Below are 17,617 nucleotides of genomic sequence, written 5' to 3'. Positions count from 1 at the left end.
CCCGGCGAAGAAGGAAGGCGTGTTCCGTCGCCTGGGCCGGATTTACGCCGGGAAGAAACGCCCTGGCGGCATGATTCGCGCGCAAGCGCGCTCCCACATGACAGTTGTTGTGGGAGCGCGCTTGCGCGCGATAAGCCAACGAAGCGGCGACGCCGCACGCCACCCGCCCGAATTTCGCGACCCAGACCCGGCCCAAACCCCGCCGCATCCCTTATCCTCTAGGCTTCACGAGCCAACGGGTAGCGCGGTGATCGGTTTCGATCTGGTGAGCAAACGATACGAGGGCGACCACCAGGCCCTTACGGATGTCTCCTTCCAGGTCGACGCCGGTGAAATGGCCTTCGTGACCGGGCATTCCGGTGCCGGCAAGAGCACCCTGCTCAAGCTGCTGGCCATGATCGAGCGCCCGACCAACGGCGTGGTCACCCTGGACGGCCAGAAGCTCAATACCGTCCGCTCCTCCGATATCCCGCGTATTCGCCGCAAGCTCGGCATGGTCTTCCAGGACCACCGCCTGTTGCTGGACCGCAGCGTGTTCGCGAACGTGGAGCTGCCGCTGGTCATCGCCGGGGTCTCGCCCACCGAACGGGCACGGCGCGTGCGTGCCGCCCTCGAGAAGGTCGGCCTGCTCAGCTACGAGAAGCAATTGCCCGGCACGCTTTCCACCGGCGAGCAGCAGCGCGTGGGCATCGCCCGCGCCATCGTCGCGAAGCCCGCCGTGCTCATCGCTGATGAGCCCACCGGCAACCTCGACCCGCAGCTGGCCATGGAGATCATGGGCCTGTTCGCCGAATTCCAGGCGGTGGGTACCGCCGTCCTTGTCGCGAGCCACGACCTGATGCTGATCAAGCGCATGAAGAAACGCGTCGTCGTCCTCGACCACGGCAAGCTCATCGCCGACGTGCCCGCGACGGAGGTGGTATGAACACCGTCCGCGAGCCGCGCCGTGCACCCGAGCCGGAGAAGACCCGCCGGACCACGCCGCACCACATCGGCGCCTGGCGCGAACACCACGCCTGGAGCCTCTCGATCAGCTGGCGCCGGCTGGCTTCGCGCCCTCTGGGCACGCTCCTTACCGTCGCCGTCATGGGCGTGGCGCTCGCGCTTCCGCTGGCCTTCTACCTGCTGCTCGGCAATGTCGAGCGCATGGGTGATGCGCTGGGCCGCAACCAGACGATCAGTGCCTTCATGAAGCCGGGTGAGAACGCGGCGATGGCGGAAACCGCGGCCTCGGCCTTGCGCGGCCGGCCGGAGGTACAGGACATCACCGTGCGCACCCCGAAGGATGGCCTCGCCGAACTGGCTGAAGTGCAGGGGTTCTCGGGCGCTTTGCAGTCGCTTGATGTGAACCCGCTGCCTTATGTCCTAGCCGTGCAGCCCAAGCCCAACCTTTCCGCCGAGGACGCCAGCCGTCTCGTCGAATCGATGAAGGCGACGCAGGGCGTCGACATGGTCCAGGACACGGGCGCCTGGCGCCAGCGGCTGGATGCGATCGTCGGTGTCGGCGCGCGCGCGACCACCATGCTCGCGCTGCTGCTTGGCATCGCCGCGCTGCTCGTCGTCGGCAACACCATTCGCGTCGACATCCAGAGCCGCGCAGAGGAAATCGGCGTGCTGCTGCTGATCGGCGCCAGCCGGCCCTTCGTACGCCGGCCTTATCTTTATGCAGGCATCTGGCTGGGCCTGCTTGCCGGCATCCTGGCCGTGGCGCTGGCGGTGGTGATCGAGCTGGCGATGGCCGGCCCGGTCGGCCGCCTCGCCGCCGCCTACGATGGCAGCGTGCAGTTCGGCGGCCTGCCGGTGTGGTTGCTTCTTTCGGTGCCGCTCGCGTCCGCCGTCCTCGGCTGGCTCGGTGCGCGGCTGGTCAGCGCTCGACAGATACGCCGCGCGGCGGCGGGTTAAGGGGAGGCCAGGGGGTGGCATCGCATATCGGATCAGGCGTCGCTGGCGCCACGCCGCGCATCCTGCTGGTGGACGGCTCCAAGGTCGTGCGCTCGCTGATTTCGCGCGTCGTGTCGGCGGAAGTGCCTGGCGTGGAAATCGTCGGCGTGGGGACCGGCGCGGAAGCGCAGATGGAACTGCAACGCGGGGTGTTCGACTTCGTCACGGTGGCCCTGCGCCTGCCGGACATGGATGGCCTGGATGTCGCGCGCTTCGTCCGCGAAGCCGCGCCGCAGATCTACATGCCGATCGTCGTGGTGTCGGGCGACGTCGAGCAGCGCCTGCATCGTCGCGAACTCGGCGAGTTCGTCACGGACTATTTCGACAAGTCGCTCGGCTTCGAGGCACTGGCGGAGTTCATCCGCGGCTACGTGCGCCCCGAAGGCGGTGCGGAAGGCGAAGTGCTTTACGTGGAAGACAGCCGTGTCGTCGCGCTGGCGACGCGCCGCATGATGGAGAAGTACGGCCTGACCGTACATCACGTCATCAGTGCGGAAGATGCGATCGAGTTCCTGCGTACGGCCAAGGCGGGAGGAAAGGTTGGCGCCGACGTGGTCCTGACCGACGTGAGCCTCAAGGGTGAGCTCACCGGCGGCGACCTGGTCGAGCGCATCCGCAATGAGTTCGGCTACGGCAAGGGCAGGCTGCCCACGCTGATCATGACCGGCGATGAAAATCCCGCAAACCAGGCGGCGCTGCTGCGTGCCGGTGCGAATGACCTGGTCGAGAAGCCTGTCGAAGAGAAGTTGCTCATCACGAAGCTTCTGTTCCAGTTGCGCGTCGCGTTGCACCTGCGTGCGAAGGCGGAAGCTTGAACGATCGCGTGCAGCTCGAGGCCTCGTGGAAGGAGCGCGTCGGCGATCATCTCGACCGGCCTGAGATGCTCGAGCTCTCTACATTCCTTCGTGACGAGAAAGCACACGGCAAGGTGATTTATCCGCCGGGTCCCGAGATCTTCAACGCGTTCGAGCACACACCGTTCGACAAGGTACGTGTCGTGATCCTCGGCCAGGATCCGTACCACGGACCCGGGCAGGCACACGGCCTGAGCTTTTCCGTGCGCCCCGGCGTGCGCGTGCCGCCGTCGCTGCAGAACATGTTCAAGGAAATCGAGAGCTGCCTCGGCATTCCTCGTCCGGACCATGGTTGTCTCACGACATGGGCCGATCGCGGCGTGCTTCTGCTAAACGCGGTGCTCACCGTGGAAGCAGGGCAGGCCGGCTCTCACCAGGGCAAGGGCTGGGAAGGTTTCACCGACGCCGCGATCGATGCGCTCAACCGTGAACGCGAAGGCCTCGTCTTCATGCTGTGGGGCAGCCACGCGCAGAAGAAGGGCCAGCTCATCGACGGCAAGCGCCACTGCATCCTGCGCAGCGTGCATCCCTCGCCGTTATCGGCGCACCGGGGTTTCATGGGCTGCGGGCATTTCGCGAAAGCGAACGCATATCTCATCGAGCGCGGTGAGCAACCCATCGACTGGTCGCTGCCGCGACGCGCCGAACTCGAAGCCTGAAAAGACAAAAGCCCGCGGCCGAAGCGCGCGGGCTAAGTAGCAACCGAATCACTTGTCATCGTGTTTCGGCCCGCCTCGATCGCTACCCTTGAGTGCATCGAGGTCTTCGAAATCGACGTTGCCGCCGATAGACAGCCTTAATCTAGTTGTTGTGCGTCCAACGTGCAAGCACCTTCGCATCGACACGCGTCCAGCTCGAACACATAAGCCAACGCTGTGCGAATCTCGCTGAGCGTCTTCTCACTTACACGTGTAAGGATGCCTTGCGCTGTGCGCGACGCATGAGCTCGCGCATGCGACAAACGCTCAAGGCTGACGACCATGGCCATGTCGCATTTCGCCCACCGATCTCCTTCGCGATCGCGCCAGCCTGGGGGCATCTCATCGGCTGGCACGCGGACATGCCAGCCTGCAGGTTCTCGCGGCGGAGTCATGCTGACCGGCACGATGCTGACAAGGCCCGGGCGCCCCTTGAGCCGGCGACTGACGACGATCACCGGGCGCGTCTTGACCATCTCGCCTGGGGGCGCGGATCCGGGCGGTGGAAACCGGCAGATCAGGACGGTGCCGGGAAGGGGAGCGTAGTAGAAGGCCATCCTGCGAGCTTGGGGTGCGCCTTGCCATCTGACTGCCGGGGCATGGGCTTTCCGCGCGTAGGGGATTGCCCTTTAGATCTGAAGGGTTACCCCCATATGTATTGCACATCAGTCACTTAAGTGGTTCCCGCCGCCGTAGCAGCGGCCGGGTAGCGTTCTCCCTCCTGAATACCTTTCAACCCCCACTGGACACCCCGGGGGTATTTCTGTACCATTGAGTACAGCTAACCAAGATTGAACTTCGGCAGGGGTTAGCACTCCCACCCTGGGACTGCTAACCTGCACCGATACCTTTCAGGAGGTTCCACACATGTCTCAAGCCCTCGCCACCCGTAACTACGGGCTACCGAGCGTCGTTGGCAGTCTGGATTCCTACATCGCGGCCGTCCATCGCATCCCGGTGCTCAGCCTTGACGAGGAGCAGACGCTTGCGCGGCGCTTCCACGACGACGCCGACCTCGACGCCGCCCGCCAGCTGGTGATGTCCCACCTTCGCTTCGTGGTGCACGTCGCCCGCGGCTACAACGGCTATGGCCTGCAGCTCTCCGACCTGATCCAGGAAGGCAACATCGGCCTGATGAAGGCGGTGAAGCGCTTCGACCCGGACCAGGGCGTGCGCCTCGTCAGCTTCGCGGTGCATTGGATCCGTGCCGAAATGCACGAGTTCATCCTGCGCAACTGGCGCATCGTCAAGGTCGCCACGACCAAGGCCCAGCGCAAGCTGTTCTTCAACCTGCGCAAGAGCAAGAAGCGCCTGGGTTGGATGAACGCCGAGGAAGTCCGCGTGGTCGCCCACGACCTGGGCGTGCCGGAAGCCACCGTCCGTGAGATGGAATCCCGCCTCTCGGGCCGTGACGTCGGCTTTGAAGCCCCGGCCGATGCCGATGACGACGAGAAGCCGGCTCCGGCCGCGTTCCTGGTCGACGAAGGCGCCGACCCGTACGACAACCTGGCCGAAGCCGACGCTTCGGACAACCAGATGAGCGCCCTGGGCTCTGCCCTCGCCAACCTGGATGCCCGTTCGCGCGACATCATCCAGCGCCGCTGGCTGGCCGAAGACAACAAGGCCACCCTGCAGGACCTGGCCGATGAGTACGGCGTCTCGGCCGAGCGCATCCGCCAGATCGAGGCGAATGCCATGAAGAAGATGCGCGTCGCCATCGCCGCCTGAGTGCAGCGAACGGCGTAAGATCCGGAACGGCCCCCTCGTGGGGCCGTTTTCCGTTGCCTCGAACGTGGAGTGAGAAGGATGCCCAGGGCCCTGGTCATCGAAGATGACGAAGTCACCGCCCGCGATATCGTCGCGGAGCTCGGCGCGCACGGCCTCAACGCCGAGTGGGTCGCCAACGGCCGCGACGGCCTGGCCCGCGCCCTGGAAAACGGCTACGACATCATCACCCTCGACCGCATGCTGCCCGGCATGGACGGCATCGATGTCGTATCCGAGCTGCGCAAGCGCTCGGTCGAGACGCCGGTGCTGATGATCAGCGCGCTATCCGACGTGGACGAGCGCGTCCGCGGTTTACGCGCGGGTGGCGACGACTACCTGACCAAGCCCTTCGCGCCTGACGAGCTCGCGGCGCGGGCCGAGGTGCTACTCCGCCGCCATCGCCGCCCCGAAGCGGCCGAGACGCGGCTTCGCGTCGAGGACCTCGAACTGGACCTGGTGAAGCACAACGCATTGCGCAACGGCCAGCCGCTGACCCTGCTGCCCACCGAGTTCCGCCTGCTCGAGTTCCTCATGCGCAACGCCGGCCAGGTCGTCACCCGGCAGATGATCTTCGAGCACGTGTGGGGATTCCACTTCGATCCGGGCACCAACGTGATCGATGTCCATATCGGCCGCCTCCGCCGCAAGATCGACGGCGCCGGCCAGGTGCCGCTCATCCGCACCGTGCGCGGCTCGGGGTACGTCCTTGCGCCCGCTGACTGACGCCTGGCGTTCCGCCACCTCGCGCCTGATCCTCATCTATGGCGCACTGTTCGCCATCTGGTGCGTGGTGCTGCTGGGTGTCGTCCAGTGGGAATCCTCGCGCTACCTGACGAACGTCGTGGACGGCATGCTTTCCGCGCGCCTGCATTACCTGGAAAAGACTGATCCGCGCCGGCTCAACGATACGGTCGACACCGCCAGCGCGATCGATGCCACCGGCTTCATGGCCGCGGGCCTGTTCGACGCGCAGGGCCGCCGGCTGGCCGGCAACGTCGCGACGATTCCGAAGGGACTCGAGGAAGACAACGTGATCCACGCGGTCGCGGCCCAGGTGGAAGACCACCCGGGCGAGAACGGCCGGCGCGCACGTGGCCTCGCCACCACGCTGCCGAACGGCCAGCGCCTGGTCGTGGTGAAGGAGAGCGCGACCATCGACGGTCTCGGCGCGATCATTCGCCGGGGTGCATTGTGGGGCCTCTCGCTCACGCTTCTCCCAGGTGTCCTGGGTGGCATCCTCATCGCTCGCCGGCCCGCGCGCCGCGTACGCCAGATCCAGCAGGCGATGGAACCGATCCGCGAAGGCGATCTCAGTGTCCGCCTGCCGGTGACCCGCGCCGGCGACGAGGTCGACCTGCTCGCCGGCACGGTGAACACCACGCTCGACGAGATCGAGCGCCTGCTCGGCGAGGTGAAGGGCGTCACCGACAACATCGCGCACGACCTGCGCACGCCGCTGACCCGCATGCGCACGCGGTTGTACCGCGTGCAGCAACAGTTCGCGGACACGCCCGCCGCCGAGCAGCTCGAGGCCGCGGTCGAGGAAATCGACACGGTGCTGGCCCGGTTCCGCGCGCTGCTGCGCGTCTCCGAGCTGGAAGACCGTCAGCGCAGCGCATGTTTCGAGGACATGGACCTCGGGGCCGTGCTGAAGAACGTCCACGACTTCTATGCACCGCTCGCAGAGGACCGCCACCAGCGTTTCGAACTCGATGTCGGCAAGCTGCCGCCGCTGCGTGGCGACCCCCAGCTGATGTTCGAGGCGTTCGCCAACCTGGTGGGCAACGCGATCAAGTTCACCCCGAACGGCGGCGCGATCCGCCTGGTGGCGCTCACCGATCCCACGGGCGATGCGCGCATCGACATCGCGGATACCGGCCCCGGGATCCCGGTGGGCGAGCGCGAAGCGGTATTCCGTCGCTTCTACCGTGGGGATGAGACGCGCGCCAAACCCGGCTGCGGCCTCGGCCTGGCTATCGTCAGCGCCATCGTGCGCCTGCATGGCTATTCGCTGGCGGTGGGCGGAAATGACGAAGGCGCGGTCTTCTCGGTGACCTGCCCGGCGGCTTAGCCGAAAACGCCTAAATAAATCTTAACTACGCCGCAGGATCACGCGGGGGCAAAATTCGCCGCGACGCAACATCGCGCTCGGAAACCGTCCCCCTCATGATTGGCATCGTTCGGATCGCCCTCACGCGGCCGTATACCTTCGTCGTCCTCGCCCTGCTGATCCTCATCGTGGGTCCGCTCTCGGCGATGCGCACGCCGACCGATATCTTCCCCGACATCAAGATCCCCGTGATCGCGGTGGTGTGGCAGTACACCGGCCTGCCGCCCGACCAGATGGTCGGCCGCGTGTCCTCGCCGTTCGAGCGCGTGCTCACCACCACGGTGAACGACGTCGAACACATCGAGGCGAACTCGATCAACGGCTTCGGCATCGTGAAGATCTTCTTCCAGCCCACGGTGGATATCCGCACCGCCAACGCGCAGGTCACCGCCGTGGCGCAAACGCTGCTGAGGCAGCTGCCCGCGGGTACCACGCCGCCGCTGATCCTGAACTACAACGCCTCGACCGTACCGATCATCCAGCTGGCGCTCTCGGGCGATGGCCTGACCGAACAGAACCTGGGCGACTTGGGCCTCAATGCGATCCGTCCGCAGCTGACCTCCGTGCCGGGTGCGGCGATCCCGTATCCGTTCGGCGGCAAGACCCGCCAGGTGCAGATCGATATCGACCCCGCGGCGCTGCAGGCGCGCGGGCTTTCGGCGCAGGACGTGGCCAATGCGCTCGCCGCGCAGAACCTGATCACGCCCGTCGGCACGCAGAAGATCGGCGATTTCGAGTACACGCTGCAGCTCAACAACTCGCCCTCCGTGGTCGAAGAGCTGGGCAACCTGCCGGTGAGGGTGGTCAACGGCGCGACGGTGTTCATCCGTGATATCGCCCACGTACGCGACGGATCGCCGCCGCAGACCAATATCGTGCACGTCGATGGCAACCGCTCGGTGCTGATGACGGTGCTGAAGAACGGTTCGGCCTCGACCCTCGCGATCATCCAGGGCATCAAGGATCGCGTGGCGTCGATGAAGGACGCGCTGCCCGAGAACCTGAAGATCAGCCCGATCGGCGACCAGTCGCTGTTCGTGAGCGGCGCGATCTCCGGCGTGGCGCGCGAAGGCGTGATCGCGGCGGCGCTGACCAGCTTGATGATCCTGTTGTTCCTTGGCAGCTGGCGCTCCACGGTCATCATCGCCACGTCGATCCCGCTCGCGATCCTTGGAGCGATCGCGATGCTGTCCGCCTTCGGCGAGACACTCAACATCATGACGCTCGGTGGCCTCGCGCTGGCCGTGGGTATCCTGGTGGATGACGCCACGGTGACCATCGAGAACATCAACTGGCACCTCGAGCACGGCAAGGACGTCGAAACCGCGATCCTCGACGGCGCCGCGCAGATCGTGACGCCGGCCTTCGTGTCGCTGCTCTGCATCTGCATCGTGTTCGTGCCGATGTTCTTCCTGGAGGGCGTCGCGCGCTTCCTGTTCGTGCCGATGGCCGAATCGGTGATGTTCGCGATGATCTGCTCGTTCATCCTCTCGCGCACCCTGGTGCCGACGATGGCGAAGTACCTCCTGCATCCGCATTCGGTCGACGATCCGCACGGTGAGCACGGCAAGGTCTCGCGTAACCCGCTGGTTCGCTTCCAGCGTGGCTTCGAGAAGCGCTTCGAGGCGCTGCGCCAGGGGTACCATGGCCTGCTGGAGATGGCCCTGCGCCACAGCAAGCCGTTCGTCATCGGCTTCATGGCCTTCGTGATCGTCTCGTTCGCGCTGGTGCCGATGCTCGGCCGGAACTTCTTCCCGTCGGTCGATTCCGGCCAGATCCTGATGCACGTCCGCGCGCCGGTCGGTACGCGCGTCGAAGAGACAGCCAACCTGTTCGCGGCGGTGACGAAGGAAGTGCGCCGGATCATCCCTGCCGATGAGCTCGGTACGGTGGTCGACAACATGGGCCTCTCGTCGTCGGGCATCAACAATACCTATAACAACACCGGTACGGTGAGCTCGGCCGATGGCGACCTGCAGATCTCGCTGAAGGAAGACCACAAGCCGACGGCCGAATACGTGCGCCAGCTGCGCGAGAAGCTGCCGCGCCTGTTCCCGACCGCGACATTCTCGTTCCCGCCCGCGGACATCATCAGCCAGATCCTGAACTTCGGTTCGCCTGCGCCGATCGACCTGCAGATCCGTGGCCCCAACGTGGCCGCGAACTACAAGTACGCGAACACGCTGCTGCGTGAGATCCGCCGGGTACCGGGCGTCGTGGATGCGCGCATCCAGCAGTCGCAGTCCAGCCCGACGTTCAATGTCGACGTGGACCGCAGCCGTGCGCAGCAGGTGGGCATCACCGAGCGTGACGTCACCAGCAGCCTTGGCGTGAACCTCGCGGGCTCCAGCCAGATCGCACCGACCTTCTGGCTTAATCCGCAGAACGGCGTGTCCTATCCGATCGTGATGCAGACGCCGCAGTACGCCATCGATACGCTGCCCGACCTCGCCAACGTGCCGATCAGTCCCAGCACGGGCACAGCGGGTTCGCAGATCCTGGGTGGCCTGGCCTCGTTCTCGCGATCGACGAGCAGCACCGTGGTCAGCCAGTACAACATCAACTCGATGGTCGAGATCTTCGCCACCACGCAGGATCGTGACCTTGGCGGCGTGGCCGCGGACATCCAGAAGATCCTGGATGCGCACAAGAAGGACCTGCCGAAGGCGTCGAGCACCGCGTTGCTCGGCCAGGTGCAGACCATGAACAGCGCCTTCACCGGCCTGATCCTCGGCCTGCTCGGCGCGATCGTGCTGATCTACCTGCTGATCGTGGTGAACTTCCAATCGTGGGCGGATCCGTTCGTGATCGTCACCGCGTTGCCTGCCGCTATCGCCGGCATCATCTGGATGCTGTTCGCCACGCACACCACGCTCTCCGTGCCTGCGCTCACCGGCGCCATCATGTGCATGGGCGTGGCCACCGCCAACTCGATCCTGGTGGTGAGCTTCTGCCGCGAGCGTCTCGCCGATACCGGTGACGCCTTCCTCGCGGCTTCGGAGGGCGGCTTCGTCCGCTTCCGCCCGGTGCTCATGACCGCGCTCGCCATGATCATCGGCATGCTGCCGATGGCCCTTGGCATGGGCGAGGGCGGCGAGCAGAACGCACCGCTCGGCCGCGCCGTGATCGGCGGCCTCATCTTCGCCACCACGGCCACGCTGCTGTTCGTGCCCGTCGTGTTCAACATTGTCCATGGCCGTCGCGGCCACGCCTCCAAAACCCCGGCGAACGCTTCCGGAGAGCCCGTCCATGTCGCCTGATACAATCCATACCCCCCAGCCGCGCCGCCTGCGCCTCGCCGGGATCATCGCCGCCATCGTGGTGCTCGCCATCGTCGTCGCCGGCGTGGCGACCCGCGCCAACGAATCGCACAAGTTGCGCGAGTGGACCGATGCGCAGGCCACGCCATCGGTCACCCTGGTGACGCCCGAAGGCGGCCAGGGCGGTGGTGACCTCAACCTGCCCGGCCGTCTGCAGGCGTACGCGCGGGCACCGATCTATGCGCGCACCAGCGGCTACCTGAAGTCGTGGAAGTTCGACATCGGCCAGAAGGTGAAGGCCGGCGACATCCTTGGCGAAATCGAAACGCCCGACCTCGACCAGCAGCTGCTGCAGGCGAAGGCGGACCTCGCCAGCGCGCGTGCCAACGAGGCGCTGGCGCAGACCACCGCGAAGCGCTGGCAGGCGATGCGCGATTCGGACTCGGTGTCGAAGCAGGAAGTCGACGAGAAGACCGGCGACTACGATGCCAAGCATGCGCTCGCCGCGGCGGCCCAGGCCAACCTGGAACGCATCCAGGCGACCAAGGGTTTCGCGAAGCTGGTGGCCCCGTTCGATGGCGTGGTCACGGCCCGCGAGACGGATGTCGGCGCGCTGATCAACGCGGGCGGCGGCGGCCAGGAGCTGTTCGTCGTCTCCGACACGCATAAGCTGCGCATGTACGTGAACGTGCCGCAGAACTACGCGCCGGCGATCAAGCAGGGCGAGACCGTCAAGCTCACCGTGCCGGAGTACCCGGGCCAGACCTTCGAGGGCAAGATCGAATCGAGCTCTTCGGCGATCAATGCCGCCAGCGGTACGACGCTGGTGCAGGTCGCGGTCGACAACAACGACGGCAAGCTGCTCCCGGGTGGCTACGCCAGCGTGACGTTCGACCTGCCAGCCAACGCGGCGCTGTTCCGCGTGCCGGCCAGCGCGCTCGTCTATGACGGCAGCGGCCTGCGCGTGGCCGTGGTCGATGCGCAGAACAAGGTGACGTTCAAGGACGTCTCGATCGCGCAGGACTTCGGCAAGACCGTGCAGCTCGCCTCGGGCATCAGCGCGGGTGACCGCCTGATCGAAAGCCCGCCGGATGGCCTGGCCAATGGCGACACCGTGCGCGTAATTCCCCCGAAGAAGGACGGCGGCAATGGCAAGGCCTGAATCCTTGCGGCTGCTCGCAGGGCTGGTGCTTTCGATGGGCCTTGCGGCCTGCTCCTTGGCGCCGACCTACAAGGCGCCAGAGGTGCCGGTCGCTCCGCAGTTCGCGAACGCCGATTCACCGTGGGTGGAAGCGCAGCCGGCCGATCATCTCGACCGCGCAAGCTGGTGGTCGCTCTACGGCGATACGCGCCTCGATGGCCTGCAGGGCCAGCTGTTGAAGAATAACGCCACGCTGGCTGCGGCGTATGCGCACTACGCGCAGGCCGAGGCGTTTACGAAGCAGGTCCGTGCGGGGCTGTTCCCGACGTTCGGGCTGAACGGCAATGCGACGCGTAACCGTGAATCGGATACGCGCCCGCTGCGTGGCGCGACCTCGCCGGCGTATTACAACTCCTACACCATCAGTGGCCAGCTGGATTACGAGGTGGACCTGTGGGGTCGCGTGCGTGACACCGTCGCCGCCGGAACCGCCGAGCAGGCCGCGTCCGCCGCCGATCTAGCCGGCGCGCAGCTGAGCCTGCAGGCGCAGCTTGCCGATAGCTACCTGCAGCTCAACGGGCAGGACCGCCAGATCAAGGTGTTGAACGAGAGCATCACGGCCTTTGCGAAGGCCTTGCAGCTCACGCAGTCGCGCCACGAGGGTGGTATCGCTTCGGGCCTCGATGTCGCGCGTGCGCAGACGCAGCTTTCGAATGCGAAGTCGCAGCTGACCCAGGCGCAGGCCCAGCGCGCGGTAGTGTTGCATGCCATCGCAGTGCTCGTCGGCGACAGCGCCTCGACCTTCACGCTCGAGACGAAGGACGATGCGATGAAGGTGCCAAGCATCCCGCTCGAGGTGCCTTCGGTGTTGCTGCAGCGCCGGCCGGACGTCGCGGCGGCCGAGCGGCGTACCGCTGCAGCCAATGCGCGCGTGGGCGTGGCGCGCTCCGCGTTCTTCCCGCAGATCACGCTGGACGGGCAAGGCGGCTGGCAGAGCTCGGCCTGGGGCAACATCGCGACCGCGCCGAACCGCTTCTGGTCCGTCGGGCCGACCGTGCTGCTCAACGTGTTCGATGGTGGGCGCCGCAAGGCCGCCGTCGAGTCGGCGAAGGCCGCGACCGACGAAGCCGGTGCGAAGTACCGCGATGTCGTGCTGAATGCGTTCGCGCAGGTGGAAGACAACCTGACCCTGCTGCGGGATCTCGGCAATGCGTTGACCGACCAGCGTGCCGCGGCCGACGCCGCCCAGCGCTCGGTGGACCTCTCGCTGGATCGCTACCGCGAAGGTGCCGTCGGCTACCTCGATGTCGTCCAGGCCCAGACCGCCGAACTCGATGCCCGCCGCAGCGTGATCGACCTGGAGACTCGCCAGCTGCGCGCCAGCGTGGCGCTGATCCGCGCGCTCGGCGGCGGCTGGCAGGCCCCCGCGGCCTCCTGATCGCGCCTTGTGTAGGAGCCCACCCTGTGGGCGACGTGTTTCGCCACGACGCGGCGGACCTTGTGGTGTTGTCGCGAAAGGCGTCGCCCACAGGGTGGGCTCCTACGAGGTACTTGGCCGCTATGATGCGGCCATGGAAATAACCCTCGCACGCCAGCAAGCCGCCCACCGCCGTGATGGCACGCCACCGGCGGGCATCCGCATCGATCGCCTCGATCGCGCCATCGGCCTGTTGGTCGATCACGCCAGCGACATCGCCGACGCACTGAGCGACGACTTCGGCCATCGGTCGCGCCAGGGCACGCTGGTCAGCGATGTCGCCGCCTCCATCGAGCCGCTGAAACACGCGAAGCGTCACGTAAAGCGCTGGATGCGTCGCGACTACCGTGGCGTATCCCCTGCGCCGCTCGCGTTGCTCGGTGCGCGCGCCTGGGTCGATTACCAGCCCAAGGGTGTCGTCGGCGTCATTGCTCCGTGGAACTTCCCGTTCAACCTTACTTTCGCTCCGCTGGCAGGCATTCTCGCGGCCGGCAATCGCGCCATGATCAAGCCGTCGGAGTTCACGCCGAAGTCGTCGGCGTTGATGCAGACCATGATTGCGAGCGCATTCGATGACACCGAAGTCGTGGTCATCACTGGAGATGAAGCCGTCGGCAAGGGATTCGCGTCGCTCGCGTTCGACCACCTGCTCTTTACCGGCGCCACGTCGGTCGCGAAGCACGTGATGCGTGCCGCCGCCGAGAACCTCGTTCCGGTCACGCTCGAGCTCGGCGGCAAATCACCGGCGATCATCGGCCGCGATGCCGATCTCGATCTCGCGGCCCGCCGCCTGCTATTCGGCAAGACGCTCAACGCCGGGCAGATCTGCGTCGCACCGGACTTTGCGCTCGTGCCGGAAGGTTCGGTCGATGCATTCGCCGAAGCACTCGCACGCAACGTCGCGAAGATGTTCCCGACCATGCGTGGCAACGCCGACTACACATCGATCATCAACGACCGGCACAAGGCTCGGCTGGAAGGCTATCTGGATGATGCGCGCACCCAGGGCGCGACGGTTCGCGCGCTCCACCCCTCCGCTGACGACGTGGATGGCCGCCGCATGGCGCCGACGCTGGTACTCGGCGCCACCGACGCGATGGCCGTGATGCACGAGGAAATCTTCGGGCCGATCCTGCCGATCATTCCATATGGCCGTCTCGACGACGCCATCGCGTACGTCAACGACCGTCCCCGGCCGCTGAGCCTCTATTACTTCGGTAACGTTCGCGGCGACCAGGAGCGGGTTCTCGCCAACATCGTCGCGGGCGGCGTCACGCTCAACGACACCGTCGTCCACCTCACCCAGGACAACCTCCCGTTCGGCGGCATTGGCCCGTCAGGCATGGGCGCCTACCATGGCTTCGACGGCTTCCGTACCTTCAGCCACGCGCGTTCCGTCTACCGTCAATCACGCTTCGACATCACGGCGATGCTGCGCCCGCCGTATGACAAGGCGATCGAGCGAATCCTCGGCCTCAAGATCCGCCGATAGCCACCCGTAGGAGCCCACCCTGTGGGCGACATCTTTCGTAGTAGCGCCTGTGGCTCTTTCGCGAACGGCGTCGCCCACAGGGTGGGCTCCTACGCGTGCTTTACCACCATCACCTGGCCCCACGGTAACTCCATCAGGGTGTAACCGCCGCGGCCGCAGTGCTCGGCGAAGCACTGGCGTACGCCGGGGTCGTAGTAGTCGTCGCCGATGAGGATGCCGCCGGTGAGCATGCGTGGCAGGAAGTATTCGAGCGCCGCGTTTGTGCTCGAGACGAGATCCATGTCGAGGTGGACGAAGCTGTAGTGCTCGTCTGGTACGTCGGTCGTGGACGCAGGGAACCAGCCGGGGTGGAAGTGCACGTTCGGGTAGGGCGCAAGGATCCGCTCGACGAGCCCCATGCTGCCGTGCACGGGACCGAAGTAGTTGCGCACCTCGGCGGCCGGGGCGTCTGACGCATGCTGCTGCGTCTCGAACACATCGAACAGGCGCAGCGTGGCTTCGCCTTTCACCTCGCAGATGAGCCGGGCGCTGCCGCCCTTGAACACACCGGCTTCAGCCATCGCACCGCCGAGTCGTACGGCGGCGCGCACGGCAATCATGATCTGCAGCGCCGCCGCATCGGTGAGGAGGATGGCGGTCATCTCGCGCGTCTCGCGGATGGTGCGGAGGCTGCCGTGCCACTCGGGGCCCAGGTGGGCCTGCATGGATCCACGGCGGGCGAGGGCGGTGCGCAGCAGGGCGCCAGGCTTCAGCTTGTCCTGCCAGCGCTGCGGGCGGATGGTCGAAGCGATGGTGGCCATGGTACGGGCGATCCGTGGGATAAACCCGTGGGTGCCCGATTCCGGCGAGATAGTTGTGGGAGCGTGCTTGCACGCGATGGGTCTTGCCGCCAGCGCCATCGCGCGCAAGCGCGCTCCCACGACAGCGGCGAAAAAAAAGGGCCCCGAAGGGCCCTTCTCGAACTCAGGAAACGCGCAGGCTTACAGCTTCGCGCCCAGCAGTTCCTCCAGCTTGCGCTGGTCCTTCGCGAAGTTGCGGATGCCTTCGCCGAGCTTGTCGGTGGCCATCGCGTCTTCGTTGTGGCCCCAGCGGAACTGCGCTTCGGTCATGTGCTTCGCCGGCGGCTCGGCCTTCTTGCCCGTGTCCTTCAGCGCCACCGGCAGGTCGGCATCGGTTTCGTCGAGCTGCTTGAGCAGGTCCGGCGAGATCGTGAGGCGATCGCAGCCGGCGAGGGCCTGGATCTGGCCGATATTGCGGAAGCTGGCGCCCATCACGATCGTCTTGTAACCGTGGGTCTTGTAGTAATCGTAGATGCGGCGGACCGACTTGACGCCCGGGTCTTCCTCAGGCGCGTAGGTCTTCGTATCGGTGTTCTTCACGTACCAGTCGAAGATGCGACCTACGAACGGCGAGATGAGGTACGCGCCAGCCTCGGCGCAGGCCACGGCCTGCTCGAAGCTGAAGAGCAGGGTCATGTTGCAGTTGATGCCTTCCTGCTGCAGCTGCTCGGCGGCCTTGATGCCCTCCCAGGTCGAAGCGAGCTTGATCAGCACGCGCTTCGGGTCGACGCCCACATCCTTGTACATGCCGATAAGGCGCTTGGCCTTGGCGATCGAAGCTTCCTTATCGAACGAGAGGCGCGCATCCACTTCGGTGGAGACGTAGCCCGGGACGATCTTCAGGATCTCGCGGCCGACCAGCACGGCCAGGCGGTCGCCGGCGTCGATCAGCTGCTGGGAACGGTCATTGCTCTGTTCCTTGGCCCACTTCACCGCCTCATCGATGTACGGAGCGTACTCGGGGATGCCAGCGGCCTTGAGCAGCAGGGACGGGTTGGTGGTCGCGTCCTCCGGCTTGAAGGTCTTCATGGCCGACATATCGCCGGTGTCGGCGACGACCTTGGTGAGTTTGCGCAGTTGTTCGAGTTGGCTGGTCACGATGGCAGCTTCCGTTACCTGTGGGGAAAGAGATTGTCGCGCCGGGACGGCGGCGGGGATAGGCATCCGATGGTATCGGTCACCATGTTCAATATAGGTCGATGGGGTCCACATCAAGGGACCAGCGTACCTTGCGGGCGCTCGGCAGGCCGGCCAGTGCATGCTGCCAGGGCCGCAGGAACGCGTGCAGGTGCGCGCGCGTCGCCGCTTCCACGAGCAGCTGCCCGCGGTGGCGCCCGGCGCGCAGCGGCATCGGGGCGGGCATGGGGCCGGAGAGACGCAGGTCGCCGGGTTCGCCGATGGCGAGGTGGGCCTCGTGCAGGAACGCATCCACCTCCGCGCGGCCGTGCGCATCCGCGCGCAACAGCACCTGGTGCGAAAACGGCGGCAGTTCCAGGATCTTGCGCTCGGCCAGCAGGTCGGACGCCACGGCCGCATAGCCGCCACGCAGCAGGCCATGCAGCATCGGGTGGTCGGGGTGGTGGGTCTGCAGCAGCACGCTGCCCGGGCGCGATGCACGCCCCGCGCGGCCGGCGACCTGGACAACCAGTTGCGCCAGCCGCTCGCTCGAGCGGAAGTCGATGCTATGCAGCCCCTCGTCCACGCCGACGATGGCGACCAGGGTCAGGTTCGGCAGGTCGTGGCCCTTGGCGAGCATCTGCGTGCCGACGAGGATGGCCGGCTTGTCTTCGCGCAGGCCGTCGAGGATTTCACCGAAGGCCTCGCGGCGCCGGGTGGTTTCACGGTCGATTCGCACCACCGGAATCTCCGGGAAGCGCTCGGCCAGCGCTTCCTCCAGGCGCTCGGTGCCCTGGCCCTGCGGGCTGAGGTTCGTCGACTGGCAGGCCGGGCACGCGGCGGGCTGCGCGATCGTGTTGTCGCAGTGGTGGCAGATCAGCCGGCGCCGCCCGGCATGCAGCGTCATCGGCCGCTCGCAACG

At 66.2% G+C, this 17,617-nt stretch carries 15 protein-coding genes; 11 read left to right on the top strand and 4 right to left on the bottom strand.

Annotation, left to right across the window (positions count from 1 at the left end; all coding sequences use genetic code 11):
• Nucleotides 1-247 precede the first annotated feature (247 nt).
• From ftsE to ung, 4 genes are read left to right on the top strand one after another with little or no spacing between them, the layout of a single operon-like run.
• A complete protein-coding gene (ftsE, locus tag ACTHLF_RS01505; RefSeq protein ID WP_247331587.1) occupies nucleotides 248-925 on the top strand; it encodes a cell division ATP-binding protein FtsE in 678 nt (225 codons plus the stop codon).
• Nucleotides 922-1,902 carry a permease-like cell division protein FtsX gene (gene ftsX, locus ACTHLF_RS01500; RefSeq protein WP_440324216.1) on the top strand — a complete coding sequence of 327 codons (981 nt, stop codon included), beginning with the start codon at nucleotides 922-924 and terminating at the stop codon, nucleotides 1,900-1,902. Before ftsE ends, ftsX begins: the two co-directional genes overlap by 4 nt.
• Before the next feature lie 14 nt (nucleotides 1,903-1,916).
• Nucleotides 1,917-2,756 carry a response regulator gene (locus ACTHLF_RS01495; protein WP_440324214.1) on the top strand — a complete coding sequence of 280 codons (840 nt, stop codon included), beginning with the start codon at nucleotides 1,917-1,919 and terminating at the stop codon, nucleotides 2,754-2,756.
• Entirely contained in the window at nucleotides 2,753-3,454 is a 702-nt protein-coding gene (gene ung / locus ACTHLF_RS01490; RefSeq protein WP_440324212.1) for a uracil-DNA glycosylase, read from the top strand. Before ACTHLF_RS01495 ends, ung begins: the two co-directional genes overlap by 4 nt.
• Nucleotides 3,455-3,591: 137 nt before the next feature.
• Here the strand turns inward: ung and ACTHLF_RS01485 are convergent, their stop codons facing one another.
• Nucleotides 3,592-4,050, bottom strand: coding sequence for a type II toxin-antitoxin system PemK/MazF family toxin (locus ACTHLF_RS01485; RefSeq protein ID WP_440324210.1), 459 nt, complete (start codon nucleotides 4,048-4,050; stop codon nucleotides 3,592-3,594).
• 310 nt (nucleotides 4,051-4,360) lie between these two features.
• Between ACTHLF_RS01485 and rpoH the strand changes: the two genes are divergently transcribed.
• The 7 genes from rpoH (at nucleotide 4,361) to ACTHLF_RS01450 (ending at nucleotide 14,740) form a co-directional block, all read left to right on the top strand.
• Entirely contained in the window at nucleotides 4,361-5,221 is an 861-nt protein-coding gene (gene rpoH / locus ACTHLF_RS01480) for an RNA polymerase sigma factor RpoH (protein ID WP_440324208.1), read from the top strand.
• Nucleotides 5,222-5,299: 78 nt separating this feature from the next.
• Nucleotides 5,300-5,983, top strand: a complete 684-nt coding sequence (locus tag ACTHLF_RS01475; protein WP_440324206.1) for a response regulator transcription factor — start codon at nucleotides 5,300-5,302, stop codon at nucleotides 5,981-5,983.
• A complete protein-coding gene (locus ACTHLF_RS01470) occupies nucleotides 5,967-7,331 on the top strand; it encodes a sensor histidine kinase (protein ID WP_440324204.1) in 1,365 nt (454 codons plus the stop codon). Before ACTHLF_RS01475 ends, ACTHLF_RS01470 begins: the two co-directional genes overlap by 17 nt.
• Before the next feature lie 95 nt (nucleotides 7,332-7,426).
• Entirely contained in the window at nucleotides 7,427-10,630 is a 3,204-nt protein-coding gene (locus ACTHLF_RS01465) for an efflux RND transporter permease subunit (RefSeq protein ID WP_440324203.1), read from the top strand.
• The gene (locus ACTHLF_RS01460; RefSeq protein ID WP_440324201.1) at nucleotides 10,620-11,792 is read left to right on the top strand and encodes an efflux RND transporter periplasmic adaptor subunit; all 1,173 of its coding nucleotides are present in this window, start codon (nucleotides 10,620-10,622) and stop codon (nucleotides 11,790-11,792) included. Before ACTHLF_RS01465 ends, ACTHLF_RS01460 begins: the two co-directional genes overlap by 11 nt.
• The gene (locus ACTHLF_RS01455) at nucleotides 11,779-13,209 is read left to right on the top strand and encodes an efflux transporter outer membrane subunit (RefSeq protein WP_440324199.1); all 1,431 of its coding nucleotides are present in this window, start codon (nucleotides 11,779-11,781) and stop codon (nucleotides 13,207-13,209) included. Before ACTHLF_RS01460 ends, ACTHLF_RS01455 begins: the two co-directional genes overlap by 14 nt.
• A gap of 133 nt (nucleotides 13,210-13,342) precedes the next feature.
• Complete coding sequence (locus tag ACTHLF_RS01450) at nucleotides 13,343-14,740, top strand: coniferyl aldehyde dehydrogenase (protein ID WP_440324197.1); 1,398 nt, start codon at nucleotides 13,343-13,345, stop codon at nucleotides 14,738-14,740.
• Nucleotides 14,741-14,829: 89 nt separating this feature from the next.
• Here ACTHLF_RS01450 and ACTHLF_RS01445 read toward each other — a convergent pair whose 3' ends face one another.
• From ACTHLF_RS01445 to priA, 3 genes are all read right to left on the bottom strand, one after another.
• Nucleotides 14,830-15,540: a TylF/MycF/NovP-related O-methyltransferase gene (locus ACTHLF_RS01445; RefSeq protein ID WP_440324195.1), complete on the bottom strand. Its 711-nt coding sequence runs from the start codon at nucleotides 15,538-15,540 to the stop codon at nucleotides 14,830-14,832.
• Nucleotides 15,541-15,720: 180 nt separating this feature from the next.
• Nucleotides 15,721-16,677 carry a transaldolase gene (gene tal, locus ACTHLF_RS01440; protein WP_440324194.1) on the bottom strand — a complete coding sequence of 319 codons (957 nt, stop codon included), beginning with the start codon at nucleotides 16,675-16,677 and terminating at the stop codon, nucleotides 15,721-15,723.
• 88 nt (nucleotides 16,678-16,765) lie between these two features.
• On the bottom strand, nucleotides 16,766-17,617 hold an 852-nt coding region (priA, locus tag ACTHLF_RS01435; protein ID WP_440324193.1), incomplete at its 5' end, for a replication restart helicase PriA.

The sequence above is a fragment of the Luteibacter sp. genome (assembly GCF_051958795.1).
GTDB lineage: Bacteria > Pseudomonadota > Gammaproteobacteria > Xanthomonadales > Rhodanobacteraceae > Luteibacter.
Note: the sequence above shows the minus strand (reverse complement) of the source record. Positions and strands in the feature narration are given on the sequence as shown.

Excerpts from the sequence above, each read along its gene's own strand:
- ACTHLF_RS01455 (WP_440324199.1), top strand. The coding sequence starts at position 11,779 with ATGGCAAGGCCTGAATCCTTGCGGCTGCTCGCAGGGCTGGTGCTTTCG.
- ACTHLF_RS01485 (WP_440324210.1), bottom strand. The coding sequence starts at position 4,050 with ATGGCCTTCTACTACGCTCCCCTTCCCGGCACCGTCCTGATCTGCCGG.
- ACTHLF_RS01475 (WP_440324206.1), top strand. The coding sequence starts at position 5,300 with ATGCCCAGGGCCCTGGTCATCGAAGATGACGAAGTCACCGCCCGCGAT.
- rpoH (WP_440324208.1), top strand. The coding sequence starts at position 4,361 with ATGTCTCAAGCCCTCGCCACCCGTAACTACGGGCTACCGAGCGTCGTT.
- ACTHLF_RS01450 (WP_440324197.1), top strand. The coding sequence starts at position 13,343 with ATGGAAATAACCCTCGCACGCCAGCAAGCCGCCCACCGCCGTGATGGC.
- ftsX (WP_440324216.1), top strand. The coding sequence starts at position 922 with ATGAACACCGTCCGCGAGCCGCGCCGTGCACCCGAGCCGGAGAAGACC.
- ACTHLF_RS01465 (WP_440324203.1), top strand. The coding sequence starts at position 7,427 with ATGATTGGCATCGTTCGGATCGCCCTCACGCGGCCGTATACCTTCGTC.
- ACTHLF_RS01460 (WP_440324201.1), top strand. The coding sequence starts at position 10,620 with ATGTCGCCTGATACAATCCATACCCCCCAGCCGCGCCGCCTGCGCCTC.
- ACTHLF_RS01445 (WP_440324195.1), bottom strand. The coding sequence starts at position 15,540 with ATGGCCACCATCGCTTCGACCATCCGCCCGCAGCGCTGGCAGGACAAG.